Origin of the sequence: Lysinibacillus sp. FJAT-14222 (assembly GCF_001278875.1) — a bacterium.
In the GTDB taxonomy this organism is placed as follows: domain Bacteria; phylum Bacillota; class Bacilli; order Bacillales_A; family Planococcaceae; genus Lysinibacillus; species Lysinibacillus agricola.
The window spans coordinates 146,588-171,985 of the sequence record NZ_LIYL01000034.1; the positions used below are offsets into that span (position 1 = coordinate 146,588).

At 34.8% G+C, this 25,398-nt stretch carries 24 protein-coding genes and 2 pseudogenes; 4 read left to right on the plus strand and 22 right to left on the minus strand.

Translation table 11 applies throughout. From position 1 onward, the window contains the following. Window positions 1-34: 34 nt before the first annotated feature. The 8 genes from AN161_RS15540 to AN161_RS15575 form a co-directional block, all read right to left on the minus strand. Window positions 35-952 carry a hypothetical protein gene (locus AN161_RS15540; RefSeq protein ID WP_053595248.1) on the minus strand — a complete coding sequence of 306 codons (918 nt, stop codon included), beginning with the start codon at window positions 950-952 and terminating at the stop codon, window positions 35-37. Between the two features lie 48 nt (window positions 953-1,000). After that, complete coding sequence (locus AN161_RS15545) at window positions 1,001-1,906, minus strand: head maturation protease, ClpP-related (protein WP_053595249.1); 906 nt, start codon at window positions 1,904-1,906, stop codon at window positions 1,001-1,003. A gap of 481 nt (window positions 1,907-2,387) precedes the next feature. After that, on the minus strand, window positions 2,388-2,915 hold the full coding sequence (locus tag AN161_RS15550; RefSeq protein WP_053595250.1) for a hypothetical protein: 528 nt from the start codon (window positions 2,913-2,915) through the stop codon (window positions 2,388-2,390). Between the two features lie 16 nt (window positions 2,916-2,931). Further along, on the minus strand, window positions 2,932-3,321 hold the full coding sequence (locus AN161_RS15555; protein ID WP_053595251.1) for a hypothetical protein: 390 nt from the start codon (window positions 3,319-3,321) through the stop codon (window positions 2,932-2,934). Window positions 3,322-3,360: 39 nt separating this feature from the next. Then, complete coding sequence (locus AN161_RS15560) at window positions 3,361-4,200, minus strand: hypothetical protein (RefSeq protein WP_053595252.1); 840 nt, start codon at window positions 4,198-4,200, stop codon at window positions 3,361-3,363. A gap of 14 nt (window positions 4,201-4,214) precedes the next feature. After that, window positions 4,215-4,613, minus strand: coding sequence for a hypothetical protein (locus AN161_RS15565; protein ID WP_053595253.1), 399 nt, complete (start codon window positions 4,611-4,613; stop codon window positions 4,215-4,217). 125 nt (window positions 4,614-4,738) lie between these two features. Next, window positions 4,739-5,008 carry a hypothetical protein gene (locus AN161_RS15570; protein WP_053595254.1) on the minus strand — a complete coding sequence of 90 codons (270 nt, stop codon included), beginning with the start codon at window positions 5,006-5,008 and terminating at the stop codon, window positions 4,739-4,741. 1 nt (window position 5,009) lies between these two features. Then, entirely contained in the window at window positions 5,010-5,216 is a 207-nt protein-coding gene (locus AN161_RS15575) for a helix-turn-helix transcriptional regulator (protein ID WP_053595255.1), read from the minus strand. 221 nt (window positions 5,217-5,437) lie between these two features. On the opposite strand from AN161_RS15575, the gene AN161_RS15580 reads away from it, so the two are divergent. Continuing rightward, window positions 5,438-6,124: a helix-turn-helix transcriptional regulator gene (locus tag AN161_RS15580; RefSeq protein WP_053595256.1), complete on the plus strand. Its 687-nt coding sequence runs from the start codon at window positions 5,438-5,440 to the stop codon at window positions 6,122-6,124. Window positions 6,125-6,188: 64 nt separating this feature from the next. Beyond that, the gene (locus tag AN161_RS15585; protein ID WP_053595257.1) at window positions 6,189-7,418 is read left to right on the plus strand and encodes a tyrosine-type recombinase/integrase; all 1,230 of its coding nucleotides are present in this window, start codon (window positions 6,189-6,191) and stop codon (window positions 7,416-7,418) included. A gap of 44 nt (window positions 7,419-7,462) precedes the next feature. Here AN161_RS15585 and deoC read toward each other — a convergent pair whose 3' ends face one another. The 8 genes from deoC to AN161_RS15625 form a co-directional block, all read right to left on the minus strand. Then, entirely contained in the window at window positions 7,463-8,134 is a 672-nt protein-coding gene (deoC, locus tag AN161_RS15590) for a deoxyribose-phosphate aldolase (RefSeq protein WP_053595258.1), read from the minus strand. 184 nt (window positions 8,135-8,318) lie between these two features. Further along, on the minus strand, window positions 8,319-9,512 hold the full coding sequence (locus AN161_RS15595; RefSeq protein WP_053595259.1) for a hypothetical protein: 1,194 nt from the start codon (window positions 9,510-9,512) through the stop codon (window positions 8,319-8,321). Between the two features lie 29 nt (window positions 9,513-9,541). Further along, the gene (locus AN161_RS15600) at window positions 9,542-10,756 is read right to left on the minus strand and encodes a M20 family metallopeptidase (RefSeq protein ID WP_143114843.1); all 1,215 of its coding nucleotides are present in this window, start codon (window positions 10,754-10,756) and stop codon (window positions 9,542-9,544) included. A 195-nt stretch (window positions 10,757-10,951) separates the two neighbouring features. Continuing rightward, entirely contained in the window at window positions 10,952-12,250 is a 1,299-nt protein-coding gene (locus AN161_RS15605) for a hypothetical protein (protein WP_053595261.1), read from the minus strand. A gap of 174 nt (window positions 12,251-12,424) precedes the next feature. Then, entirely contained in the window at window positions 12,425-13,774 is a 1,350-nt protein-coding gene (gene mtaB, locus AN161_RS15610) for a tRNA (N(6)-L-threonylcarbamoyladenosine(37)-C(2))-methylthiotransferase MtaB (protein ID WP_053595262.1), read from the minus strand. A 398-nt stretch (window positions 13,775-14,172) separates the two neighbouring features. Then, window positions 14,173-14,676, minus strand: a complete 504-nt coding sequence (locus AN161_RS15615; RefSeq protein WP_053595263.1) for a hypothetical protein — start codon at window positions 14,674-14,676, stop codon at window positions 14,173-14,175. Between the two features lie 687 nt (window positions 14,677-15,363). Then, window positions 15,364-15,687: a histidine kinase gene (locus tag AN161_RS15620; RefSeq protein ID WP_053595264.1), complete on the minus strand. Its 324-nt coding sequence runs from the start codon at window positions 15,685-15,687 to the stop codon at window positions 15,364-15,366. Window positions 15,688-15,823: 136 nt separating this feature from the next. Beyond that, window positions 15,824-16,921 (minus strand): C39 family peptidase, encoded by a 1,098-nt coding sequence (locus AN161_RS15625; RefSeq protein ID WP_053595265.1) that lies wholly within the window; start codon window positions 16,919-16,921, stop codon window positions 15,824-15,826. A gap of 416 nt (window positions 16,922-17,337) precedes the next feature. On the opposite strand from AN161_RS15625, the gene AN161_RS15630 reads away from it, so the two are divergent. Then, entirely contained in the window at window positions 17,338-17,817 is a 480-nt protein-coding gene (locus tag AN161_RS15630) for a hypothetical protein (RefSeq protein WP_053595266.1), read from the plus strand. 731 nt (window positions 17,818-18,548) lie between these two features. Here the strand turns inward: AN161_RS15630 and AN161_RS15640 are convergent. After that, on the minus strand, window positions 18,549-19,334 hold the full coding sequence (locus AN161_RS15640; protein ID WP_198926891.1) for a CsxC family protein: 786 nt from the start codon (window positions 19,332-19,334) through the stop codon (window positions 18,549-18,551). A gap of 802 nt (window positions 19,335-20,136) precedes the next feature. On the opposite strand from AN161_RS15640, the gene AN161_RS29740 reads away from it, so the two are divergent. Beyond that, window positions 20,137-20,286 (plus strand): hypothetical protein, encoded by a 150-nt coding sequence (locus AN161_RS29740; RefSeq protein WP_158003039.1) that lies wholly within the window; start codon window positions 20,137-20,139, stop codon window positions 20,284-20,286. A 33-nt stretch (window positions 20,287-20,319) separates the two neighbouring features. On the opposite strand, the gene AN161_RS31080 is transcribed toward AN161_RS29740, so the two are convergent. From AN161_RS31080 to AN161_RS15655, 5 genes and pseudogenes are all read right to left on the minus strand, one after another. After that, window positions 20,320-20,442, minus strand: a complete 123-nt coding sequence (locus tag AN161_RS31080; protein WP_277815954.1) for a hypothetical protein — start codon at window positions 20,440-20,442, stop codon at window positions 20,320-20,322. 261 nt (window positions 20,443-20,703) lie between these two features. After that, the gene (locus tag AN161_RS15645; protein WP_053595268.1) at window positions 20,704-22,329 is read right to left on the minus strand and encodes a BC_2427 family protein; all 1,626 of its coding nucleotides are present in this window, start codon (window positions 22,327-22,329) and stop codon (window positions 20,704-20,706) included. Between the two features lie 734 nt (window positions 22,330-23,063). Then, window positions 23,064-23,494, minus strand: a pseudogene (locus tag AN161_RS30630) (Uracil permease); the annotation flags it as partial. A 1-nt stretch (window position 23,495) separates the two neighbouring features. After that, a pseudogene (locus tag AN161_RS30635) lies at window positions 23,496-23,884 on the minus strand (Uracil permease); the annotation flags it as partial. Between the two features lie 727 nt (window positions 23,885-24,611). Next, a complete protein-coding gene (locus tag AN161_RS15655; protein WP_053595269.1) occupies window positions 24,612-25,349 on the minus strand; it encodes a 16S rRNA (uracil(1498)-N(3))-methyltransferase in 738 nt (245 codons plus the stop codon). Between the last annotated feature and the right edge of the window lie 49 nt (window positions 25,350-25,398).

The following is a 25,398-nucleotide window of genomic DNA, read 5'->3' on the forward strand; positions in this document are numbered from 1 at the left end:
GTCAAACTAAATAGAGTTACAAGCGAACCTGTCATTATCTTTCCGAGCTAATTGCACCACTTTCTACTAAACTCTCTATATCTTCTGGTTTAAATCGTTTTAAATCATATGTTGTTAATACATTGCCTATTTTGTATTGATCACCATTGTGTCGAATACCTCGATTTACATAATAGATTAATTCATTACTTGGATTTGATACTATGTGATGGTATTTCTGACAGAATTCTGTGAAAGTACCACTTTGTTCATCATTTAACCACATCGCTATAAATCGGGTTTCTGGATAATTGTGTAGTTTGTGTTGTTTAGTCTCTTTAATATATTGACGAGCTTCATAAGTAACGATGGCATCCACCAGTTGAGTATCAGTATTCACACGTTTTAGTATAGTTTCTAATTCTGGCTGTTGAGTGGCCATGTACTTTTCACGTGAGACTTGTTCTTTATAAGACGTTAACTGCTGAATTAAACTATCTAACATATCCAACCCTTTTTGCACAGGTGAAGAGTCGAACACAATATTATTAAATGAATTGACTAATGTTAAGAATTTTTGTTTTTCATCTACACTGATATCCGTTTCTTGTTTTGCTAAAACGTCTAGTTTCATTTGAACAGCCATTTTCTTTGCAGTTACATTCGTTAATTCCTCTTCTAATTCAGTAGCTCTCTTATGATCGCCTTTAATTTCTTTTACCGCTAAATCTTGCGCTAATTTTTGCTGTTGCTCTGATAATTCTTCAATATTCCCCTTAATATCATCTACTTTATTTCTAAGATGAAGCGTAGCAGATGTCGCATTTTTTAATAAATCTTTAATTTCATCAATTACTTTATTTTCAGCATTTCTATAACGCTGTTTTTCGGCGGTTATTGTATTCATAGTTTCATCAAAAAAATTGTTTAATGTGCTTTTTACAACCTCTATTGCTTCTGTTTTTTTAGACATGAGTAATCACCTTTCTTTTAAAAAAATAATTTTTTCTGAACATATCAATTAGCTTTTAATTACAAATGCTTCAATTAGACCTTGAACTTCCAAAACCTCATTTGTAGTAAGATCATTAGTGTTGATCCCTTTTGTATTCAAATTTTTCATTGTTTTCATTACATTGATTGCATACTCACCTTCTTCACGGCTATATGAAGGAGGGTTATTCTTTGGCAAAGAATTAATCACAGGTTTGTCTTTTAACATATTTTCGTGTGCCATTATCAGTTGCCTCTCTGTTGATTTAGAATCTTCTGTTGTATTGGATGCAGTGAATGAGCGCTTATTTGATAACTGATTTCTCATTTTTTCAATAACCTCTGGTGGTAATACACCATTCACTAAATGTGGTATGTTAATGCTTGCAGTAGCACTTTGTTCGTTTTCAAACATCACAGAATCGATAAAGCGTAATTCCAATGCTTGATGGGCATTCATCCAAGTTGTTTTATCCATCATGGACTTTAATTTCGCTTCATTTAAACCAGTTTTGGCAGTATAAGCATTCATAATAGACTTGTTAATATTTTTGAGAAACTCACTTGTATGATCCATTTCACGATAATCACCATGTACAGAAACACTTGCGTTATGAATCATTAATTGAGCCGTTGGGGACATTTCAACATGGCTACCGGCCATCGCAATTACACTCGCTGCAGATGCAGCCACACCCACAATTTGAACGACTACCTCTCCAGAAAATGATTTAAGTGCTGTATAAATTTCTGAGGCACTAAAAACAGAACCACCCCCGCTATTTATTAAAACGTTCACTTTCGTTGACCTTGTTTTTTTAGCAGTTTCCAGTTGTTTATTAATTACACCTGGACTAGTAGCAGGAATATTGAAGTAATCGTAAATCTGCTGCTCGCTATCTGAAATGATTGGACCGCGTATGTTAATATTCATTTTCTCAATTCCTTTCTTTACTTTCGTTTTGTATACACACCTTACTTTCGCTTTTATACTTAGATCCTTGCTTCATTTTTTAAAGCATTAGATGAAGTGCTTTTTTCAAAGTTATGACTTTTAGCTCCCACAGGCGAAAGCGAAAGTAAAATTTTTTGAATAAAAATAGACCACTTTTGGGGCTCGCAAGCCCCGCACGGATAAAAAGTCTCAGAAGGACCCATGAGCTGGCCGGACTTCTAATTGAACTCAACTACCACACCCCCTAATAAAGAAAAGCCCAATAACATACACATCGCTGTGCAGCTACTGGACTTCATGAGTCTCTAAATTATTTTCTTTTATATTTGTTCTTGGTTTTACATCGAACACAGACAATCTCAATATTAGGCGATTCTTTACACGCTTCATGTTGGACATCAGCTGCGAATAAAAGCTTACTACATGTGGTGCAACGTACTTCATTCATAATTCAATTCCCTCACTTTTTAGGTATTGCCGTTTGTTCATCACGGCTGTACCTTACATTTATTGTTGTTAGATTTCTAATCACAGCATTCCTTAAAGTCTCATAGTCTACCTTCTGAGACTGCTCAAAATAGCGTATAAACAGTTCTTTATCTTCTACACTTAATAGTTCGCATATCTCTCTAAAACGTTTGTATTGAAGCCTAATACGTTCTAGCCGTTTCTTGTAAGATGCTTTCTCGTCAATAATCATAAATGCTAGAATATCCGACCTACTCGAAATAGATTGATCGCTATCATACATAGACACGCCATAACTAAATTCGTACAGCTGAGCAAAGTGTGCTGCTTGTCTTTTCTCCAAATAGTTTGCTAGTTTGTTTGCCTGAGCATCCATCCACAATGAATACATATACTTCCTTACTTTTTGTTCTAGTTCTGAAACAAAAGTATCTGAATCACTTTCAATTGCATAAGGTGTGTCAGCTGTAATAAGTGCTAATTGTTCACCGAAATCTTCTGAAATTGTGGTTTGGTTCATGCAGCACACCCTCCTTTCAACTAAACTCAACTGGATAGTTTGTGTGAATTAAATCTTCAATTTTCACACCTGTATCAAGATTTAAAAACAATGAAATCTTTATCAGAGCTGTATCTCTAATCTTTGTGTAAGTCACTGAACTTATTGGTGGATCAAACTTTAAATTGTAGACGTTATAATCTGTCAAGTATTCACTATTAGCTGACAAATACCTTGCTTCAATTAGAAAGCGTTCTGGTGTCGGTAATCTCTCAATAGCTCGTTCAATCATTTGGTGAAAGGCAACATTATCATTATCTGAATTCTCTACAGTAAATTTTGAAAGTCGATAACGTGCCAATTCTTTTACAACAGCTTTACGAATTTTTACTTTCTCTGCTCTTGTTAAGTGTTTTAATAGTTCCATTGATATCATCCTCGCTTCTTACTTTTGATAACTTATTTTTCAATCACTCCAATCAAAATTATCTGGATCATTTCCGTCTTGCATCCATCGTTGGAATGCTATTTCTTTATCTCTTGGATCATGTTTCTGTCTAAAATCATTATTATTTTTATCCTTTTTAAAGTTGCTTAATGGATCTGCTTCTTCAACAAATTTCCTAATATCTTTGTCTCTCATAAAGTCCGCTAATGAATATTTATGTGTAAACCAATATTCATCACTAGCAAATACGATTGCATAATTATCAATCGCTTTTTTTAATTCATCAAAACTATAATCTTTCAATCTTGCATTGATTGCTCTTTGCATAGGCTCTGATAGTTTTTGATGATTTACAATATTTTTAGAACAATAATGATCGAATAGATCATGAATATGTTTATTATCATTCTTTTCTTTCTTCTCTTTCTTATTATTGTTCCATCGTTGTTCCGTTACTGTACCATCACTGTTCCATTGCTGTTCCACTGAATCGTTTTTATAGTTGCCTAAACCTTGATACAATGCGTAGTTAACGACTGTGAACAGTGTTCCATATTCTGTTGATTTCGTTGTTATTCTACCTTCTTTTTCAAGTGATTTAATTTTCCTTTGAATGGTCGTTAGAGGATACTTTTTTTCTGCATTTCCTCTACCTTCTCTATAGGCCAAATCATCCTGAAGACTCCTTAAAGAACGTAGATATTGCCCTCTTTCTAAATGAATACCAGCATGCTTTATTCCGTTTTCAGAAAAGGTGGCTTTACCAAGAATGTAGAAAAACAATCTAAACTTAACTACATCAGTCCACACATCATTTTCAAATATCGTTCGACTGACTTGGAATGCTCCTTTATTCATCACCTCACCTGCTTTTAATGATCGTCTTTTAATTCAAGCTGCAAAAATGCTTGTGTAGCTTCTTCATGAGTTATGAACCCTTGTTTAAGGGCAAACATTACTTTATTTATTTTTAGGCTCTTTTCAGTTAAAACAGCTAGTTTGTTTCCTTGAGGATCTAGTTTCACCCTAACTTGAACCCCTTCATAAATTGATGAACCGTGATTCCATACCTGATTTGAATCGTCTTCAACAAGTGTTTCTAATATATCTTTAATAGTAATAACCTTGTATTGGTCATCCTCCTTTACTTCGATAAGATCACCTTCTACTAAATCCATGTACGAAAAACGGCCATGTACTTTGTGCACTAAGGAAACAATATCTACGCTAAAATGCACAGTTATATGACCAATTAAATATTCTTCATTCATCTATTTCACCACCTTGAGTTTTATTTGTGTCAACATTTCACCATGAATGGGCTGCAATCGTTTTTACCTTCTTTCAAAGCCACATCATTTGTTAATTTCTATGCATACGCCGCCAAGCTATTTATTTACCATTCTGATGTGATTTCAGTTATTACCTCGAAAGCCTGTTGCGCCAAATACCAACGTTTGCGATTCTTTTTACGCTCGATAGCTCTCATCCGTGGATCGTTTAGTATCTCATCCTCTAACCACCGCTTTGACATGTCCGTTAACTGTGCAAGCCGCTCCACCGATACGAGCCAAAGCTGCGCTTGAATAGACTCGTCGAGTTGTTTTTCGATATGTTGTTGAATCTGCTTTTTATCTAATTGAAGTTCAATTTTTGCTGGTAACATCTCAATTCACTCCTTTCGTAATGACAATCAAATCATTAGGCGTACATTCAAAATAATTACAAAGCAAAGTAATTGTTTTAATATCCATGCGAGTAGTTTTTTCATGATAGATACTAGCAATTGCATTTCTGGATATACCTATTGCTTCTGAAAGTTGTGTAATATTTATGTGTTTCTGAGCCATTAACAAACGCAAATTATTTTTCACCCATACCCCTCCTTTAAAAGATATAACGACAACTAAACTATACATTTTATTATCAATAAAGCAATATACTAACCAAAACGATAACTTTCCTTGTCGTTTTTACTTTTAACGAATTCTACCATAGTAATTTTAAATACACAAGTTTAATTCGCGATTAGTTAAGTTAACTTGTCATTATGCTTAATTATTGATATATTTTCATTATGGAAGGTGGTATTAAAATGATTAGAAATCGTTTAGCCGCATTAATGGCAGAAAGAGGACTAAAAATAACACGTGTAGCAAAAGATACAGGAATATCGAGGAACACCATTACTTCAATAGCTCAAAACGATAGTGAAATGATGCGAATGGAGACAATTAATACTTTGTGCAAGTATCTTGGTATTACACCATGTGAATTTTATGAGTATGAGCCTTTAGACATTGATTTTTTTGTTGAAATCAATTCCTGTATGTTTTCTTTACAAGAACGCTCGACAGATAGTTTTATTACAGAAAACCATTTAAGTATTACAACTGTTGATATAGATGTAATAATGGATGTAAAAAGGAATCAACACACTCAAAGTTTTGACCTACTTGGCAAAACTATTAATAATGTAGAACTTCTTTTAGACAATCCAGATATATTTGCTGCTAATATTCCTTTGACAATTGAATTTGATAATGAAAATGAAAAATATATATTTATTAACGAAATCTACAACAAAATTAGTGCATCTTTTCATCAAGACATCTACAAAAATCTTGAAAATAAATTAAATCATGAACTACAATCCTATTTAATAAAAAAAATTAACGAAGACACTCTTGATAACGACGACATATTCCAAAAGAATCTTGAAAAAGGAATCCAGCAAAGCATAAAAGTAAATCTTCAATCAGATGTATTTAAAAAATTTTAATAGATAGTTTTTATAACTTTTAAACTCACCTATTCCTGTACATACGCCGCCAAGCATGAAAGGAATGGACAAGGTGAAATTATATAAATCAACGAAAGAACCTGAAATTTATCACTATTTCAATGCAAACAAAGAGAAATTGTGGATGTATCGCCATAAGTATTATGATGCTACAGGAAAGCGGAAAGAGAAGAAGAAAAGTGGCTTTAAAACAGAAAAAGCAGCATTGAAAGCCCTTCTGGAAGTGAAGGCTGCAACGCTGCGCGGTGAAACTAAACATATTGAAAATGAAAACTTAACTATTAATAATTATGTAGATCTATGGTTTGAGAAGAATTGTAAAAAGAAAAAATGGAGCGATAATTCAGTTCTCATCCGTGAGAAAGCTATACGCCTTCATTTTAAGCCTCTGCTAGGACGCTATAAGCTCCAAAGCCTTGATGATGTTATCTATCAAGAAAACTTTATAGACGTGTTAGCGAAACAGTACAAGCCTAGTACAGTACATCAAGCTCATAATGTCTTTAAAACGATTATAAATGCGGCCATTAAAGAAAGAATATTGCTTCATAATCCACTTGTTGATATTGTGCTACCAGCTAATTCAAAGCGGGATGAGACGGGTAAGAAACAAGAAAATTACCTCACTCCGGTTGAACTAGTAACTTTTTTGAACGATGCTAAAAAAAATGAAAACATCACAAATTACACTTTTTTACTCACAATTGCATATACAGGAATGCGCTGCGGTGAAGCATGCGGATTACAGTGGAAAAATATTAATTTTAAAGAAAATACAATAACAATTGAACGTTCCAGGGATTATGGTGGTACCCATACGCCTAAAACACTAAACAGCTATAGAACCATTCTAGTGGAAGAAGCTGTTATGAAGCAATTAGAAACCTATAAAAAATGGTGTAAGCAAAAATTGTTGTCGTATGGACTAAAACTGATGGATGAAGATGAATACGAGAATGATGATACATTTGTTTTTATCTCACATTTGTCAGGGGAGCCTATAGCACCTAACAACACAGCCAAAATCATGTATAAGATTATTCAAAGAACCAGGCTTCCAAAAATAACTTTACATGGTTTAAGACACACGCATTGTACTATTTTATTGAATCGTGGGCTGAATGTGAAGGTCATAGCAGAACGTTTAGGAAACACTCCTAAAATGATTTACGAAATATATGGTCATGTTCTTAAGGAAATGGAAGAGGCATCAGTAGCAGCATTTAGTCAAAGTTTAAATGAAATTGGGGCTAAAAGTGGGGCTAGTTCATAACGAACAGCCCCGTAGTCCTTATTATATAAGGATTTTCATTACTATTAATAATTAGAATCTGCAATTAATCCGTTCATAATAGCTACACCAGAGCTTGCTCCAATACGAGTTGCTCCAGCGTCAATCATCTTTTGCATATCCTCTAAGCTTCGTACACCGCCAGAAGCTTTTACACCTAAATCTGGGCCTACTGTTTTACGCATTAAGGCAATATCTTCTGCTGTCGCGCCTCCAGTAGAAAAACCTGTTGATGTTTTCACATAGTCAGTACCTGCAGCCACAGCTAGTTCACATGCTTTTACTTTTTCTTCCTCAGTTAGAAGGCAAGATTCAATAATTACTTTTACAAGTGCGTTGCCTTTTGCCGCTTCAACAACTGCAGCAATATCTGCTTGCACTAGGTCATAGTTTTTATCCTTTAATGCACCGATATTGATAACCATGTCTACCTCTTTTGCACCGTTAGCAATCGCATCTTTCGCTTCGAACGCTTTAACAGCTGGCGTATTAGCACCTAAAGGGAAGCCAATTACAGTACAAACTAAAACATCTGAGCCTTGTAAAAGCTCGCTGCTATATTTCACCCAAGTTGGATTTACACAAACAGAAGCAAAGTTAAATTGTTTTGCTTCTGCACACAATTTTTCGATTTGCTCTTTTGTAGCTTCAGCCTTTAATAATGTGTGATCAATCATACGTGCGAAATTTTGTTCCATTTTATCAGACGCTCCTTCTATCAACAAGTTGTACGTACCTCTCTGGCATCATAACATTTTTTAACGTTTCCGTCTAATTTTGAATGAAATTAGATGAATTCAAATTATTGTAGAAACTAATCCATTATGCCTCGGCAAAATTTACATCTGGAATCGGTTGTTGAAAGAAGTTAAAACAATGCAACTATAATGTTTTGATTAAAATACTAGCAATAACGACTGATCCAACTGTTACAGTTGTAAATCCACCTATTAACATTGGCGTTAATATTTCATTTAATATTTTTTCTTCTTCCTCTTTATTTCTACCTACACTTCGACTAATTTCCTCACAAACAAGATAATCACCCGGGAACCCTACTGTGGCCGTTAGTGCTACTGGAAGACCTTTTAAAGGATCCCATTTAAATAATTTTGAGCCGAAAAATCCTCCAATTGAAATACCGATAATTCCAACAATCATAATTAGAAAAGTTTCAGGGAGACGACTAATAAACATACTGAATGTAATGTCATTCATTGTGGCAAGAATTAAAAATACAAGTCCAGCCATCCCGACTGTAAAAGCATTAGCACGCTCCATGGCACGGTCTGGATACAAACCAATTAATCTCCCACCGATGCCAATTGCCAAAGCCCACAAACTATATGGTATGCCAGTTACTCGATCTAAAGCTATAGCAATAGCACCACCTATAAATAGTAAGAAAAGAAGAATCAAATTTGTTTGATATTTCTCCGGCATCCACGTGCTACTTCGTACCTCTACTTTTTCCTCATCGATAACATCTTCTACCCTCACATCCACTGTGGAAGCTACATATGTTTCGGAATCTATTGTATTCCGAAACTTTAATGCATATCGACGTAACAAATTTGCAGAGAGTGGCATACCGAATAATGACTGTAATGAAAGTATTAAAGCTGGAATTGTCACAAGACTTACCAAGCCCATTTCTTTTAGCCCTTCCGAGGTCACAAGAAAAGCAATTATTCCACCAGTTAGTGGCCCTGTTCCCGCAACAGCGGTTTCATAGTCAAAGATCATCGGAATCAAAAGAAGGATTAGACCAGCACCAACAACAATGCCCATTAAAGAAATGACTACTGCCTTCCATTGACTACGGATAGTATGAATAGGAATTAGTGTCCCCATATGAATAATGATCGGAGCTGTTCCCAATACAGCACCAATTTCAATAAATTTAGAATCACTGATAAGACTCTTCGGTATAATTCCCGTCCAAATTAACACAAGATAACCAATAATAGCGACTAGAAACATAGAAACTCTGGCTCTTGTCAAAATAGAAATAATTTCCCCCAATGCGATTAGCGAGAAGATTATCATAGTTGCTATAACAGGTTCATGAATCATTCCTTTATCCCCCTTTGTTTATCTATTTATCAATGAAAGTAGATTGGATTTTTATTCAGCTTTTTTGAACTCTCTATCCCTAATAATTTAAAAGATGATTGAACAAACAGTTCCACACCAATTTCTAATGCATCTTCATCAAATGTAAAGCGTGGATGATGGTGCGGATAAATAATCCCCTTATTTTGATTTCCAGCACCAACAAAGATGAAGCAACTTGATCGTTCATCTGAGAATGCAGAAAAATCTTCACCGCTCATCAATGCAGGTAGTCTTAGTAAATGATTCTTTCCCCATATCTCAACTATCGTTTCTTCAATCAACTCTCTTACCCTATCGTTATTAATTACTGAACTGTAGCCAAAATGATAATCTACCTCAAATGACGCATTATGTGCCTCTGTAACTCCCTTAACGACATTTTTAATTAAAGATGGAACCTGTTGACGAATGTCAGGATTAAGGCTTCGCACCGATCCGCCAATAATAGCAGTATCAGGAATGACATTGTAAGCACTTCCGCTATGAAACTTCGTTATAGATACAACTAATTTCTCAAGTGGATTAAGGTTTCTTGAGACAATATGCTGAAGATTGTTAATTACTTGTGCCCCAATTGCAATTGGATCAACCGTTAAATGAGGTTCTGAAGAATGCCCCCCTCTTCCTTTAATTTTCAAATCAAAGGTATCGCTTCCTGATGTAGCTGGCCCATCACAAATCCCAATTTTACCAATCTCAACAGTGGACACAAGATGGATTCCGATTACTTCATCCACCCCCTCTAATACACCTGCTTTTACCATTTCTTGTGCACCGCCTGGGAATAACTCTTCAGCATGTTGAAATAAAAAGCGTATCTCCCCCTCGATTAGATTCTTTAACTGTGTAAGAATCTTTGCTGCTCCGAGTAGCATCGCTGTATGCCCGTCATGTCCACAAGCATGCATCACGCCTGGATGCGTTGATACAAAGTCAAAGTCATTTTCTTCTTCAATTGGAAGCGCATCCATATCTGCCCGTAGTGCAATAACTTTTCCTGGTTTTGAACCAATTAAACGGGCCATAACACTTGTTTTTGTTGGACGTGAAATTTCTAAATCTCCAAAAGTCCGTAATGTTTCATAAACAAATTGTGCTGTTTTATCTTCTTGAAAAGATAACTCCGGATATTTATGTAAATACCTTCGCCATTCAATCACCTCATCTTTAGCAATCCCAACTAATTCTTGAATCAACATCATTAAAGACATACTTCTCAACCTCTTTTCAATTTCTTATTTAAGGACTATTTAAAGAAAAAATTCCTTAAATGAAGTATAAGAGCTCGAGTGTTTAATTACAACATTTTTTTGAAAATTCTAAATAAAAATATTGGATTTTTTCAGTTTAAATTAAATTAACGAACAAAATAAAAAAGCACCAAAAATAATAGGTGCTTATAACAATCTATAAATTTTACTTGGTCTTCCACGAGTGGCATAAGTCTCTTGACCAACGCATTGTGCCAAATCAACTTTGCACATATCGGTAACAATACGTCTAACATTACGCTCCGTCATCTCAAGGTGTGTCGCTAAGTCCTTTGTTGTAAAATCCGCCCATCCCATCTTTTGTATGAGGGCTACTATTTTTTTATATGTTTTCACACTAATGTTACCATTTTTTAACTTTCCAACAAGAATTTCATTTTGTGTACGGCTTGAATAATGTAGTTCCCCTTGCTTTCCTGGAGACTCTACGATTAGTCCATCCTCTTGTACAATGACAATTTCACGTTTTTTCATTGCTTTTGAATGCTGAATAGCACGAAAAGCATTAATTTCTGCCGAATAAGCCGTTTCTCCAAATCCAATACCGACTGCAACTGTAGTATCTGCTTCAAACGCTAATTTTTGAACAGTCTCTTCAAGTGTCATGATTTCCCGCTCAATAGCACCACGTGAACTAAAAATCATATATCTCCCGTTTCCTTTATCAGAAAAAGAGCCATTTATTTTCTCACCAAGTTGAATTAACATTTCTTTTAGTCGAAGTTCTAAATACTGTAAATTATAAGGTGTTTTCATTTCCTCCGCCACTTTGTTAAAATATTCAACTTCAATGATTTCAACTCCTATTTGAGTATCTTTAAAATAAGAGGTCTTGACTTTTTCTGAAAGAACCCGAAGTGATTGTCGTATTTCCATCGTACTCATTGACATTTTGTATGCTGGAATTCCCTGTTCTCTTAGTGCTTCACACACAGATGGAAAACAAGTGAGAGCGCCGTCTGTCTTTTCCTCATTCCATAGGTTCAAGTGAAAATTTAACAACTCATTTGTATCTACATCTAAGTCAAACATTTTCGTATAAATCTTCGGGATATTCATCGTTAATTGTGACATTGCTTCTTTACTAATATTATTTGCTGTCATAGTATCAATACTTAACTTCTCAATGATTTGACCCTGATCATAGACCATCTCTAAGAATGCTTTATAAAGACCTGATTCTGTGGCAGGAACATACACCATTATTTTATCTGTTCCTAATTTTCTTTTGGCAATTTCATATGGAATGGGACCAGAAAAAAACCAAGCATGCATATGAAAATTGTGTTCCTCAATAATTTTCTCTACTTCTTTTATTTCTACATACGGAAGGGATATAAATTCTAACTCATGTTTATATTCATCTGCTAAGGCTACTATTTGTTCGATAGAAGTTTTTAATCCAACTAATCCAATTTTATACATGCTGTTACCAACTTCCTTTATGAGCTGACATAAGTTCAAGTCATTTAATTACACTTATATAGTATTTTAGCATGTTATTTGTAGGAAAAATAAGTGATATATTTAATCAAAAATAGAGCAAAGCAAAACACCGTCCAAAGTTTGAACGGTGTTTCTCTACATAGTTACCCTATTTTATTTTACAGTTTCTAATACACGAACAAATTGCCCTTTAGAATGAGGATATCCAGCTTGCGTAATTTTCACCTTCACAAGCTGACCGATAAGGCTTTCAGGACCTTCAAAGACTACTTTTAAGTAATTATCTGTATAACCCGTTAAAAGCCCTGCCTCATCGCTTCCATCATGCACGAATTCTTCAGGAATTACCTCTAGCACTTGATTTTCAAAGCGAGAAGCATATTCCTTTGCTAATTGATCATTTAAAGCGATTAAACGGTGAACACGTTCGTTTTTAATGTTCTCGTCAATTTGGTCCTCCATACGCGCGGCTGGTGTACCTGTACGTGGAGAGAATGGGAATACGTGTAATTCAGAAAACTTATGATCACGAATAAAGTTATATGTTTCCATGAACTCTTCCTCAGTTTCTCCTGGGAAACCTACGATTACGTCAGAAGTGACAGCCAAGTCTGGTAAAGCTTCATGTAGTTTTGTTAAGCGTTCACCGAAGAACTCCATTGTATACTTACGACGCATACGTTTTAAAACTGTATCAGAGCCCGATTGGATTGGAATGTGTAAGTGGTTAACAACGATTTTTGATTCACGTAAAACTTCAATCACTTCATCTGTTAATTGACTTGCCTCAATTGAAGAAATACGAAGACGTTTTAAGCCTTTCACATTTGCCTCTAAATCACGTAGTAGCTGGGCTAAATTGTAATCTTTTAAGTCTTGTCCATAGCCACCTGTGTGAATACCAGTTAGAACAATTTCAAGATACCCGGCATCCACTAATTGTTGGGCTTGGTTCAATACTTCTTGAGGATCTCGAGAGCGCATTAACCCACGTGCCCACGGAATTATACAAAACGTACAGAAGTTATTACAACCTTCTTGTATTTTTAAAGATGCGCGTGTACGGTCTGTAAATGCAGGCACGTCTAATTCCTCATACACACGATTTTTCATAATGTTGCGTACAGCATTAATTGGTTGGCGTTCAGTAAGATATTGGTCTATGTAGCCAAGTAATTTTGTACGATCCTGTGTTCCAACAACAATGTCAACACCAGGAATCGCCATAATTTCTGCAGGAGAGGTTTGAGCGTAACATCCTGTAACACAAATAACAGCGTCTGGGTTTTGACGAATAGCTCGACGGATAACTTGACGTGATTTTTTATCCCCTGTATTTGTTACTGTACATGTATTAATGACATAGACGTCTGCTTGACGATCAAACTCCGTACGTTCATAGCCTTCTTCTTTAAATAACTGCCAAATTGCTTCTGTTTCATAATGATTTACTTTACAACCTAGAGTATGGAAACTCACGATTTTCGGTCGCTCGTTACTCATAATATATATCATCCTTTCAAGAGTACACTACAATAAATTAAATTATCAACGTGTCTTATAATAGCACAAATAAATGTAATGAGCCTAGTTTTTTAGCTAGGCTCATTTTACTGCGTATCTGATTAACAGCAACTAATCATAGTTGTTTGTTTTTCCTACTTTCCTAAATCATCAAAATACCCATTAAAGTTGTCGTATCAACTTAACATAAAGACAAACTTATAAAAGAACCAATGATTATAGATGCATTTCTTCTATTATATACAACAATTAAGACCACCCATCACGGAGTGATCTTTATCGTTAATTACAAAATTATTCCTATATAGGCTCTGTCAACAACATTTACTTTATTTTTTTATCCTCAGCATTATCTAATAACCTAATAACCTAATAACCTAATAACCTAATAACCTAATAACCATAGATTGTGCACTTTCTGCTTGTTCTATTGCCTTATTTGTTAGTTCCGATGATTCTTCCATTCCTTTTATCATTCTTTCAAAGGTCTCATATTGTAGCTTTTTATGATTGAGACTTAGATTTATAATAGTCAATCCTATAGCAATAATTGAAATAGCAGTTGCCAGTATATCAGAATTTATAAATTTAATGTTTAAAAAAGGGAACGTTAAAAGTGATAATATAGAAAAGGCTAGACTAATTCTTTTGAGGACTTTAAATATTTTTCCAAATGAATATACATCCAATAAATATTGAATAATATCAGAAAGTACAAAAAATATCCCCGACAATGAAATTGCAAGAACAAACATTGAATTTGTAGTAATTAAATCAAACATGCTTGATATTCCAATAATTATAAATGTTATACAAATCATAATAACTAGGAAATTTAACTCTGTTAATCTTTCAAAGGTATTTTCTGGTGTTTTGCGCATATTTAACCTCCAAAATAGTAATTTCATTTTAATTATGTATCTAAAAATAGCTTTAAGTCCTTTTATAAATTTTAGCATTTTTGTTGTCGAACTCATACATTCTAATATCCAATATATTTTTCAATCTCAATATATCTACCATTCCAGCCAATTCTCAATGTTTGACCTGCTATTTATTTGTGTACAATTATCACGTTCTTCTAACCAGTTATAAAACGGTATAGGACGTTCTCTATTCACTGTTTCTTCTACATATGATGGTTTATTCGATTGATTACTTAAACGCTCTACAGCCTTTCTATATGCTCCTACAAATACGGCTCTTAATGTACTAGCAATTGTTATGTACCGTTCGCAATATCACGGATAATGTTAGCTAAAATGTCTTTAGCGTTCACAAAATCACGAGTTTTGGAACAAATAATAATATGTTATTTCTTCAATTGAAATTTCAAATGGTCGAGCAATCATCCAATCTCTCACTTTTTTCATATCAGCATTCATATCTATCACCCCTACTTTGTTCCTGAATAATATTTATCTCTCCCGTTGTATAATCCCCATATTTAAACATAATAAAAAAGCACTCTCTCAAGAATGCTTTTATAAGCCAGAATATATTGTTGTATTGTAAAACTTTATATCTTTCTCAAAATATTGCTGATACCTGTTGAAATTAAACTTTCTTTAATCAGCTTGATTCTTACGATGAACCTCAGTAAGATCTTTTATATAAATTAATGAATAGTCATCTCTAATATCCACTTCAAAAAAGTAATGATTTTTAGTTACTATATCTTTAACTTCTATTTCAAACAACCCCATCCCTCTTCGGTAATTGTTTTCTTCAGATTTTAAATCTTCTCTACCAATGCCATAGTTAGTTTCAATATAGTTTTCCACATAGTTGTATACGATAGCGTTTCGAGATTTAGAATTAAAATAATTGTAATTAACAAAAATAACTACTATACAAAATAATAGATTAAAGATAATTATTTTTTTTTTCATTTCCCTCTCCTTCCGCCATATAAAGTATCAAGACTATATTTATTAATAATTACAATTTTTTAAACTATAAAAATTCGATTTTAGTGTCTTTACCTACCGATTTAACAATTAATAAAGAAATTTCATAATAATACAATTAATTATTAATTGAAAAACTCACCATTGATATAATTGCAGAGTTAACGTTATAGTTTATATCACGTATAGTACTATTAGTACCTAACGTTTGAACTCTTAACAGTGTACCTGTGGAAGCGTAGATATATCCAAGTCCAGGTGTCCAGTGATAATCATATGCATAATCTGCATTAGGTTCAAAAAGAGTAAAGTATTTATCAAACTTTATTGCAAGCGGTCTATTATTATCTATTTCAGTCTTATATGAGTAAAAATTATTAAAACTACTTGTTGTAGCTGAATATCCTCTTGCAATCGCTTCATTTTCTAGACCTGAACGCACGCCATTTACACTCATACCATAGGAAGTGCCACCGCGATTAGCATACATGCTATTAATAAATGCTCCTTTAGTTGAATAACCACTGTTAAAAACTTGTAATTTTGATTTAAGTTTCTTATCATGCCAGTATTGTAAAATTACTGCTATAGTAGTTGGACCACATGCAGAATTTCGGTAACTTGATTTAACATCTTTATCATATTGAGAAAATGTAGGAGATGACAATAATGCCGAACCGTATCCATCACCCGCAGCTTTACTATTCATCAATTGAATGTTTAAATCTTCTTTAATCTCATATGTCGAGAGATTTTCATCTTTCGATTTAATATAATCTATAATTTGATTTGTATCATCAGCACTAACTATACTATAACCACCAAGATAGTAGTAATTTTCATCCCCTAATTCAAAGACATCTGGAATACCTTCTCCACCTAAAAGAACGGTTGAATTTTCTTGATTATTGGAAATAACGGCAAAATATTCTTGACCACTTAAATCTTCTATAACATAATATTTCGCAATGTTTATTCCATTAATATCAAAAACTTCTCTTTCCGAAGTAATATTGAAGTCTGAAGCCTCTATAAAATATCCATTTTTCATATAATCATTCAATACAATATTCGATTCCGACGAAACTACTGACTGATTTTGTTCTTCAACATTGGTATTCTCATTTTCTTCAGCATTTGCAGTAGATACTGTTAAAATTGAAAATAATAGTACAACAAAAAATATTCCCATATACCTCTTCGAATTATGAAACATTTTGAACCCTCCACCTTATAGATTTTTTTAAACCTTAACTAAAATCGAATTTAATAGTTATAACCTTAATATTACCTATTTTACAATTAAAAGTAAATAAAACGTTTATTGTATTTATGTTCTCTTCTTTCTTCAATCACAATCTCCATTCCAACTAAAATAGACTTAAATTTACTCATATTTTAGGCGTTATTTTGCACAATCAAATTTAAAATACAACTCATAGCTTGGAGTGCTTGTATTATTAGAAAAGGCTTACTTGGAGTGCAAAATAACGCTTCAAACAGATGCAATTTATCGATTAAAGTGACAGGCTAAAGATATTGAGAAAACAGATAACTAACACAGTTGTCTGTTTTTTATTATGTACTTTTAAACTTGTAAACATTTAGTATAAATGTAAAGGAGTGATACATATGGAGTATAAGGTGAAAAAAGGATGTGGAATAGGTTGCTTTGGCTTAATAACATTAATAGTTATCGTTTTAATAATCGCTGCATCAATAGACACAAATAACAAAGGTGATAAAAAAGGAGCTGCAAAAAAATCATTAGACACTTCACTACCTATTGAGGAACGTATCGAAAATGCAGTATTAAGTGTTTTAGGCGAAAAGAACAATATGAGTAAATCAAGAGCTGTAAATGTAACCTCAAACGACAATAATGTAACGATTAGCTTCATTGCAGACGAATCAAGTAATAATTCTTCTTCTTTAGAATCAGATATTATAGATGTATTAGAAAGCATAAAAGGAATTGAAAATCTAAATACCGTTTCAATTAATGCACAAGCTATGTTCATTGACAAATATGGCAATACCTCAGCCGATAATGCTTTGACAGTCAGTATAGATATAACGAAAAAATCACTTAAAACCTCATATTTTAAGTGATTTTTCCAAGTAGTTGAACCCTTGATATTACTGTATTCCTACGCAATCATATCTATATATACTACCCCACAACCTAGAGTATGAAAACTCACGATTTTTGGTCGCTCGTTACTCATAATATATATCATCCTTTCAAGAGTACACTACAATAAATTAAATTATCAACGTGTCTTATAACAAATAAAGATAATGAGCCTAGCTTTTTGGCTAGGCTTATTTTTTTGCATAATAAAACAGGCACCATAATATTGAGTACCTGCTTGTTAATAAGTTGTTCCACCAAAACCAAAAATTCCCATTTTATCATTTTTTCTCCATTCACAGCAATTATACCTCGGTATAATTGCGTCTGGAATCGGCTTTGTGCTTAGGCCTGCAGATGTTTTTTGTGGGAAAGCGCAGTGCTAACGTAGCGGCACGTTACATAAAACACTTGTAGCTGGCGCTTCGCTTTCGCTACCAAAACACTTGCTGAAGGAAGTTAAATCCTTTGGGATATTAAAATATGTAGAGTCAATTCCCCCCTAGCTCCTCCCAATACCCCTTGTAAGAAATCTATTCCGTTAGTTATTATATTGCAAAAAGGCAGTTAAAAATTAGATTCAACTGCCTACTCAAATGTAGGATTTTTATCAGTGCCCATTAAATATTACATGTGTATTTTCATTTTACATTTTTTTTGCAAAAATGCCTTTTTATTTGTTTTACTCCTCTAAAAACTAGAGTTATTATTAACTCATAGGAGGAGTAAGCCCTAAAAGATTAGGAGTTATTACATTAGTGCCTGCTCCAAGGCGGACTTGTTGAACTTGTAATACTTTTACTGTAAGCTCAAGAACAATTTTTTCACGCAATGTGCTGAAAGTACCTTCTGGCGCTGCCATAATTGGTGAAAAATCAAGTTCAAAGAAGTTTGCAGCTACTAATTCGCCAAATGGTTGTTCATTGTATTTAACGAGATTTTGGAAGAAAGCCTTATCCAATCGAGCATCCATTTGCGTTTTTTCATTAAGGAAGTTCGCTTCAGCAAACTCGGAAATTCCTAAAATCGGAGTAGGACCTCCAGGTGTTTGTGGGAAAGTAAGGTCTGTAAAACCTGAAAACTGAACATCAGCAATTCTATCTCTAAGTGCCCCATTACATGCTGATGAAGCATATTCTATATTTTTGCGAATATGTCCCGCTACAAATAATTTTGCTCTTGTTACCTTAAAAAAGTCAGTGCCATCAATACGTGTAAAAGCAACCGGTACCAGTTTCACTTGATTTAGGAATACATTTTTTTTCACTCTTTTGATTTCAGTTGCTGCAGGAGTAAGAGTAATATCTGACTCCACAACTATTTGAAGTGTTGGTTCTGCAAGTACAACTGGAACTTTAATAGTTGGAGCCGTTACCGGTGTAGCGACTACTGGAGTAATCTCACTAGTTAATGGCATTTGTTCAGTTGATGCTACTGGACAAGGTTCCTTATGACTGACCTTATTATCTAATTGATTATCTAATTGTTCACTCAAAAAAATCCCTCTTTTCATTTTTTTTATGAGAACTCTCATATCGCTAGAATATGTAGCTATTTAACCTATACATGGACGTATATACTAGTTTTTATGTTTTTTTGTGCGAAAGCGTAGTGCTAACACAGCGGCAGCAACAGATGTTTTTTTTGCGCGAAAGCGAAGCGTCAGCGGCAGATGTTTTTTGTGCGAAAGCGCAGTGCTAACGTAGCGACAGCAACATGGTGTTTTTTTGCGCGAAAGCGAAGCGTCAGCGGCAGATGTTTTTTGTGCGAAAGCGCAGTGCTAACGTAGCGACAGCAACATGGTGTTTTTTTGCGCGAAAGCGAAGCGTCAGCGGCAGATGTTTTTTGTGCGAAAGCGCAGTGCTAACGTAGCGACAGCAACATGGTGTTTTTTTGCGCGAAAGCGAAGCGTCAGCGGCAGATGTTTTTTGTGCGAAAGCGCAGTGCTAACGTAGCGACAGCAACATGGTGTTTTTTTGCGCGAAAGCGAAGCGTCAGCGGCAGATGTTTTTTGTGCGAAAGCGCAGTGCTAACGTAGCGACAGCAACATGGTGTTTTTTTGCGCGAAAGCGAAGCGTCAGCGGCAGATGTTTTTTGTGCGAAAGCGCAGTGCTAACGTAGCGACAGCAACATGGTGTTTTTTTGCGCGAAAGCGAAGCGTCAGCGGCAGATGTTTTTTGTGCGAAAGCGCAGTGCTAACGTAGCGACAGCAACATGGTGTTTTTTTGCGCGAAAGCGAAGCGTCAGCGGCAGATGTTTTTTGTGCGAAAGCGCAGTGCTAACGTAGCGACAGCAACATGGTGTTTTTTTGCGCGAAAGCGAAGCGTCAGCGGCAGATGTTTTTTGTGCGAAAGCGCAGTGCTAACGTAGCGACAGTAACAGATGTTTTTTTGCGCGAAAGCGAAGCGTCAGCGGCAGATATTTTTTGTGCGAAAGCGCAGTGCTAACGTAGCGACAGCAACATGATGTTGGTCACTCAGTCATGTGTTGTTGTCGCTTTCGCACAGATAAATTGCTACAGGACGTGACGTTCTTAGACTGAGTTCTTCTATTTCAGCGGATGTTTGTACACCCGCTGAAAAGTAACTTAAACCCGCATTCATCTCACCACCTATAGAGGTGAGAGACTTCTGTCCTGTCGCTATGCTTACGGTATAAAAGACATTTGTAACTGCCGTTTCACTTACGTTACATAAAACACTTGTAACTGCCGTTTCACTTACGTTATATAAAACACTTGTAGCTAACGCTTTGCTTTCGCTACATAAAACATCTGTACATGTCGCTACACTTTTGATACAAAAAATTGCTAAAAAAAGTTAAAAAAGAGATTTTTGAGCAGAGAGATAAATTTCAAGTATCCTCTAGATCCTTGGCACTCGAATTTTCTGTGCTTGTAGCAGATGAATGATTAATTCTAATACTATGTTTTGACACATTTGATTTGGATGATTTAATGACTCACTTTGTGCAGGTAGTGCATTCCCAGTGTGAAATGCAGTATATTCAATACTCTGATGAATATAACCTTCAATATATAAATTCCCCTTCAGTGCTGAACATGTCCCATTACCTAATGATTGAGAAAACTGATTAGGAATGAATCTGCAATCGGTTAATACTACCTCATTCGAGATATCTTTAACTCCCACAATTCCTTTTTCAAATACGATATTCTCTTCAAGGCATATTTCTATTTTATATTCCCCTACTACAACTGGAGCTCTAATGTGTATAAAGTCGTCGGAACTGTAAGAGTGATTATTCGTTTCTCCTTGTTTAATTGATCGTGTGTTATGTAAGGGAATTCCAATTGATTTAGATGGATAACTCTTCTGATTATTCTTATCATAAGTATTAGTTCTCATTAAAAATACAATTTCATTAAATTTCGAGCGGACCAAACGACATTCAGGCAGTTCAGGATAATCTGTTGTAGTATTAAATAACTTGGTTTCAAATTGAGGAGTAGGATGATTGTCTAGATCAAGAAAATCAAATGTATTTTTAACAATCTCACCACATATAGGAGCATGAAGAAAATCATCAATTTCCACGTGAGTAGAAATTAGTATTTTTTTTGTTATAGAACATACTGTTCCTTGCACTGACCCAGTAGATGCACTTTCATGACCTGTAGAATTGGTTTTCTCCAACTCTTCTGTATCAATAGGACTCATAATTTTATCATCCTCGTTGTATTTAGAAGGACTTAAAAATTCACGATTAGAGTCTAGTTGAGATGCAAAATCCTGTTCTTCCACAAGATTGGTTCCTTCTACCTCGTCTATATCATGCGGGTCATTCATTTCATCCTCAACATCAATTTCAGAAGGGATAAGTAACCCACAGTCGGAGTCTAGATGCACTACAAGTTCCTGTTCCTCTACAGAATTGGTTTCATCCGCCGCTTCTATATTAAGGAGATTATTCTTTTCATCCTCAACATCAATTTCAGAAGGGATAAGTAGCCCACAGTCGGAGTCTAGATGCGCTACAAGTTCCTGTTCCTCTACAGAATTGGTTTCATCCCCCTCTTCTATATTAAGGAGATTATTCTTTTCATCCTCAACATCAATTTCAGATGGGATAAGTAGCCCACAGTCGGAGTCTAGATGCACTACAAGTTCCTGTTCCTCTACAGAATTGGTTTCATCCGCCTCTTCTATATTAAGGAGATTATTCTTTTCATCCTCAACATCAATTTCAGAAGGGATAAGTAGCCCACAGTCGGAGTCTAGATGCGCTGCAAGCTCCTGTTCCTCTACAGAATTGGTTTCATCCGCCTCTTCTATATCAGAGAGATTATTCATTTCATCCTCAGCATCAACTTCAGAAGGAATGAGTAACTCACGATTGGGATCTAGATGCGTTGCAAGGCTAGTTTCATCTTCTTTTTCTGTAGTTAGGAGGTTATTACAATAGACAAAAACTTTTTGCTTGGAACTTATTTCTTTCATCTCACTATAATTAATCCATGGAGTTTTCATTAGTTCACTCCCAAATAAAGTTTTGACAAATAAAGTACAACAGTTAATCCGTAAAAATTCTTACGCATTTTTCCAGCCAAGAAGTCTTTTTGGTCAATTTATTTTTTGTGATAAGATTTTATGAATTCTTCTAGAGAGACTTGTTCAAAATCTGTTTTCTTCAGGGAAAACTCACGAAGTAACCCGTTTTTCATTTTTTATTTCTTCCACTTACCTTGATGAATAGATTGGTTATAAAAACAGCGATTTCCTTTTCTTTTTCTAATATCTGATAACAACTAAACACTTTTGCTTTTATTTTGCTCGAAGATATGATGGATGTGTATAGCTCAAAATGAATACCTCTTTTTTGAAAATATTGCTAAAAAATTCAAACGATATCATTATGAGCTACTTTTATTTTGATCTAAGTGTTGCACTTATAATTACAATCCATTTTATGCATTACTTTTACTTTTGTCACCGAGTACTTTCAAAAATCTCAGTAGCAATTGAGATACTAATGCGTTTGAGAGACGATTGCTTAATAAAAACTAAAATTCATTCTTTACATTATTTTCTTTAACTAGATTATTTTTAAAGTACCTGCTAATGCATTTACGATCGATATTATAGAAAAAATGCAGTTGAAAATTCGATTTAATCGAACTTTCAACTGCAAGCTTAAATATTGGATTTTTTCAGTACCCTCAAATGTCCTTTTATATCTAATTTCCTCCTCTAAAAATTAGAGATTAACAAGATTCAGTAGGATGAATAACAGGAGGAGTTACAGTTGGACTAACTGGAGGAGTAAGTCCTGTAAGATTAGGAGTTATTACATTAGTGCCTGTTCCAAGACGGATTTGTTGAACTTGCAGTACTTTTACAGTAAGCTCTAGTACGATTTTTTCACGTAATGTGTCGAAAGTGCCTTCTGGATCTGCCATAACTGGTGAAAAATCAAGTTCAAAGAAGTTTGCAGCTACTAATTCGCCAAATGGTTGTTCATTGTATTTAACGAGATTTTGGAAGAACGCCTTATCCAATCGAGCATCCATTTGCGTAGTTTCATTAAGGAAATTCGCTTCGGCAAACTCAGAAATTCCTAAGATTGGGAAAGGACCTCCTATTGTTTGTGGGAAAGTAAGGTCTGTAAAACCAGAAAACGGAACATCGGCAATTCNAAAACGGAACCAATTCTATCTTGGAGCGCCCCGTTACATTCTGCTGAAGCATATTCTATATTTTTGCGAATATGTCCTGCTACAAATAATTTAGCCCTTGTTACCATGAAAAAGTCAGTGCCGGCAATACGTGTAAAAGCAACTGGTACTAATTTCACTTGATTTAGGAATACATGTTTTTTCACTCTTTTGATTTCAGTTGCTGCAGGAGTAAGAGTAATATCTGCTTCCACAGCTATTTGAAGTGTTGGTTCTGCAAGTACAACTGGAACTTTAATAGTTGGCGTCACAAGCGGTGTAGCGGCTAGTGGAGTAGTAGCAGTAGTTAATGGTATTTGTTCTGTTGATGTTACTGGACAAGATTGGATTGGATCTAATTGATTACTCAAAAAATTTCCCTCGTTTCATTTTGTAGTATTTGAGAGCTCTCCATATAGAATATGTAGCAATTAAATCTATGAATAGACGTGTATACTAGTTTTTTTACTGATATTAAAAAATGGGATTTTTGAGCTGAGCGAGAGATAAAAATGAATACAAAATGCCAGGTACTCTTTTTACTTGTGTTTTATTTTTTAAAGCTTTCCAATACTTGATTCTTGCTTGAATGCTGGGATGATTAGATAACTGAATTACTCGCTTATCTTTTCCCAATTAACGTTTTTATTTATTTTCCCGTAAGTGTAAAATGCCGAATCCGGCCACAATACTAAAAGCTAATCTTGAAATTGTAATTGGTATTTTACCTATTTCAAGTAAATGAATATTAAATAATTCAGGAAATGAAATAGTATTTAAACCTGTTGCTATTTTAAGTAGCACAATAGATCATAGCAGCAATTACAAAAAAGTTAATGAGAAAATTAATTTATTCATTTGCTTCCCCGTCCAAAATTTAATTATTCTGTTTTCCTCAACCTGAATTATATAAAAGGAAGATTAGAATAACATATTTTCACAGTTGGCCTGTCATATCAGGGCACGTTATGGGGATGAGCATGTAGTAAAGCCGATTCAAAATTTTTTGAATCGGCTTTTTTGATAGGATTTAATATTAACAGTCATTAAGCGGCTAGGTGTATGAAAGACCTCTTTTGACAAGGCTAAACACCTATTTCATTCAAATTCATAAGATATGGCAGACAGCGCATAAAGTGGCGCTGTTTCTGCTCGTAAAATTCGGGGGCCTAAAGACATCGTTTGGGCACCAGCTTGAAGAAGGGCATCGGCTTCTTTTCTAGCAATGCCACCTTCTGGACCAAAGATGATAAGAATTGATTTCGACTTCTTGTCATACACGTTTTTTAGCTTCTCCGCAAATCCTGTGCGTTTTTCTGCTTTTGCATCCTCTTCATCTGCTATAAAAACTGCGTCGAAATTGCCCATTTGTTCTATTAGCTGTTTAAAAGTGATTGGCTCATAAATTTCTGGGATATGTGTACGATGGGATTGCTCAGCCGCTTCTTTTGCAATTTTTTGCAGACGCTCTTGCTTTTTCGCACCCTTCTTTTTATCCCATTTAACGATGGAACGCTCCGCTTCAAACGGCAGTAGGGCAAACATTCCAAGCTCTGTTGCCTTTTGTGTAATAAGCTCTAGTTTATCGCCCTTTGGCAAACCACATGCCACTGTTACATGAACAGGCAACTCTGGAGAAGGAAGCGTCTGTCCTGTGGATTGGACAAGTACCTCATCTTCTTCAAAGGCTATGATTGTACAAATATGGGCGATATTTTGTGCAACTACAACGATTTTGTCGCCCTCTTTCATACGCATTACTCGTTCAATATGTCGTGCATCTTCTCCACTAATACGTGCTTCCTCAATGGTCGTCTCAATAAAATAACGCTGCATGTTACACACTCCTTTATAGCAAGAAGAGAAAACGCCAAATCGCAAGCAC

What these genes read in the sequence shown, in the direction of transcription:
- AN161_RS29740 (WP_158003039.1), top strand. Translation starts at nt 20,137, where the DNA reads ATGGTGTTTTTTTGCGCGAAAGCGAAGCGTCAGCGGCAGATGTTTTTT.
- deoC (WP_053595258.1), bottom strand. Translation starts at nt 8,134, where the DNA reads ATGGAACAAAATTTCGCACGTATGATTGATCACACATTATTAAAGGCT.
- AN161_RS15555 (WP_053595251.1), bottom strand. Translation starts at nt 3,321, where the DNA reads ATGGAACTATTAAAACACTTAACAAGAGCAGAGAAAGTAAAAATTCGT.
- AN161_RS15570 (WP_053595254.1), bottom strand. Translation starts at nt 5,008, where the DNA reads ATGTTACCAGCAAAAATTGAACTTCAATTAGATAAAAAGCAGATTCAA.
- AN161_RS15545 (WP_053595249.1), bottom strand. Translation starts at nt 1,906, where the DNA reads ATGAATATTAACATACGCGGTCCAATCATTTCAGATAGCGAGCAGCAG.
- AN161_RS15560 (WP_053595252.1), bottom strand. Translation starts at nt 4,200, where the DNA reads ATGAATAAAGGAGCATTCCAAGTCAGTCGAACGATATTTGAAAATGAT.
- AN161_RS15585 (WP_053595257.1), top strand. Translation starts at nt 6,189, where the DNA reads ATGGACAAGGTGAAATTATATAAATCAACGAAAGAACCTGAAATTTAT.
- AN161_RS15630 (WP_053595266.1), top strand. Translation starts at nt 17,338, where the DNA reads ATGGAGTATAAGGTGAAAAAAGGATGTGGAATAGGTTGCTTTGGCTTA.
- AN161_RS15615 (WP_053595263.1), bottom strand. Translation starts at nt 14,676, where the DNA reads ATGCGCAAAACACCAGAAAATACCTTTGAAAGATTAACAGAGTTAAAT.
- AN161_RS15625 (WP_053595265.1), bottom strand. Translation starts at nt 16,921, where the DNA reads ATGTTTCATAATTCGAAGAGGTATATGGGAATATTTTTTGTTGTACTA.
- AN161_RS15550 (WP_053595250.1), bottom strand. Translation starts at nt 2,915, where the DNA reads ATGAACCAAACCACAATTTCAGAAGATTTCGGTGAACAATTAGCACTT.
- AN161_RS15540 (WP_053595248.1), bottom strand. Translation starts at nt 952, where the DNA reads ATGTCTAAAAAAACAGAAGCAATAGAGGTTGTAAAAAGCACATTAAAC.
- AN161_RS15645 (WP_053595268.1), bottom strand. Translation starts at nt 22,329, where the DNA reads ATGAAAACTCCATGGATTAATTATAGTGAGATGAAAGAAATAAGTTCC.
- AN161_RS15655 (WP_053595269.1), bottom strand. Translation starts at nt 25,349, where the DNA reads ATGCAGCGTTATTTTATTGAGACGACCATTGAGGAAGCACGTATTAGT.
- AN161_RS15620 (WP_053595264.1), bottom strand. Translation starts at nt 15,687, where the DNA reads ATGAAAAAAAAAATAATTATCTTTAATCTATTATTTTGTATAGTAGTT.
- mtaB (WP_053595262.1), bottom strand. Translation starts at nt 13,774, where the DNA reads ATGAGTAACGAGCGACCGAAAATCGTGAGTTTCCATACTCTAGGTTGT.
- AN161_RS31080 (WP_277815954.1), bottom strand. Translation starts at nt 20,442, where the DNA reads ATGAATGCGGGTTTAAGTTACTTTTCAGCGGGTGTACAAACATCCGCT.
- AN161_RS15595 (WP_053595259.1), bottom strand. Translation starts at nt 9,512, where the DNA reads ATGATTCATGAACCTGTTATAGCAACTATGATAATCTTCTCGCTAATC.
- AN161_RS15565 (WP_053595253.1), bottom strand. Translation starts at nt 4,613, where the DNA reads ATGAATGAAGAATATTTAATTGGTCATATAACTGTGCATTTTAGCGTA.
- AN161_RS15605 (WP_053595261.1), bottom strand. Translation starts at nt 12,250, where the DNA reads ATGTATAAAATTGGATTAGTTGGATTAAAAACTTCTATCGAACAAATA.
- AN161_RS15600 (WP_143114843.1), bottom strand. Translation starts at nt 10,756, where the DNA reads ATGATGTTGATTCAAGAATTAGTTGGGATTGCTAAAGATGAGGTGATT.
- AN161_RS15580 (WP_053595256.1), top strand. Translation starts at nt 5,438, where the DNA reads ATGATTAGAAATCGTTTAGCCGCATTAATGGCAGAAAGAGGACTAAAA.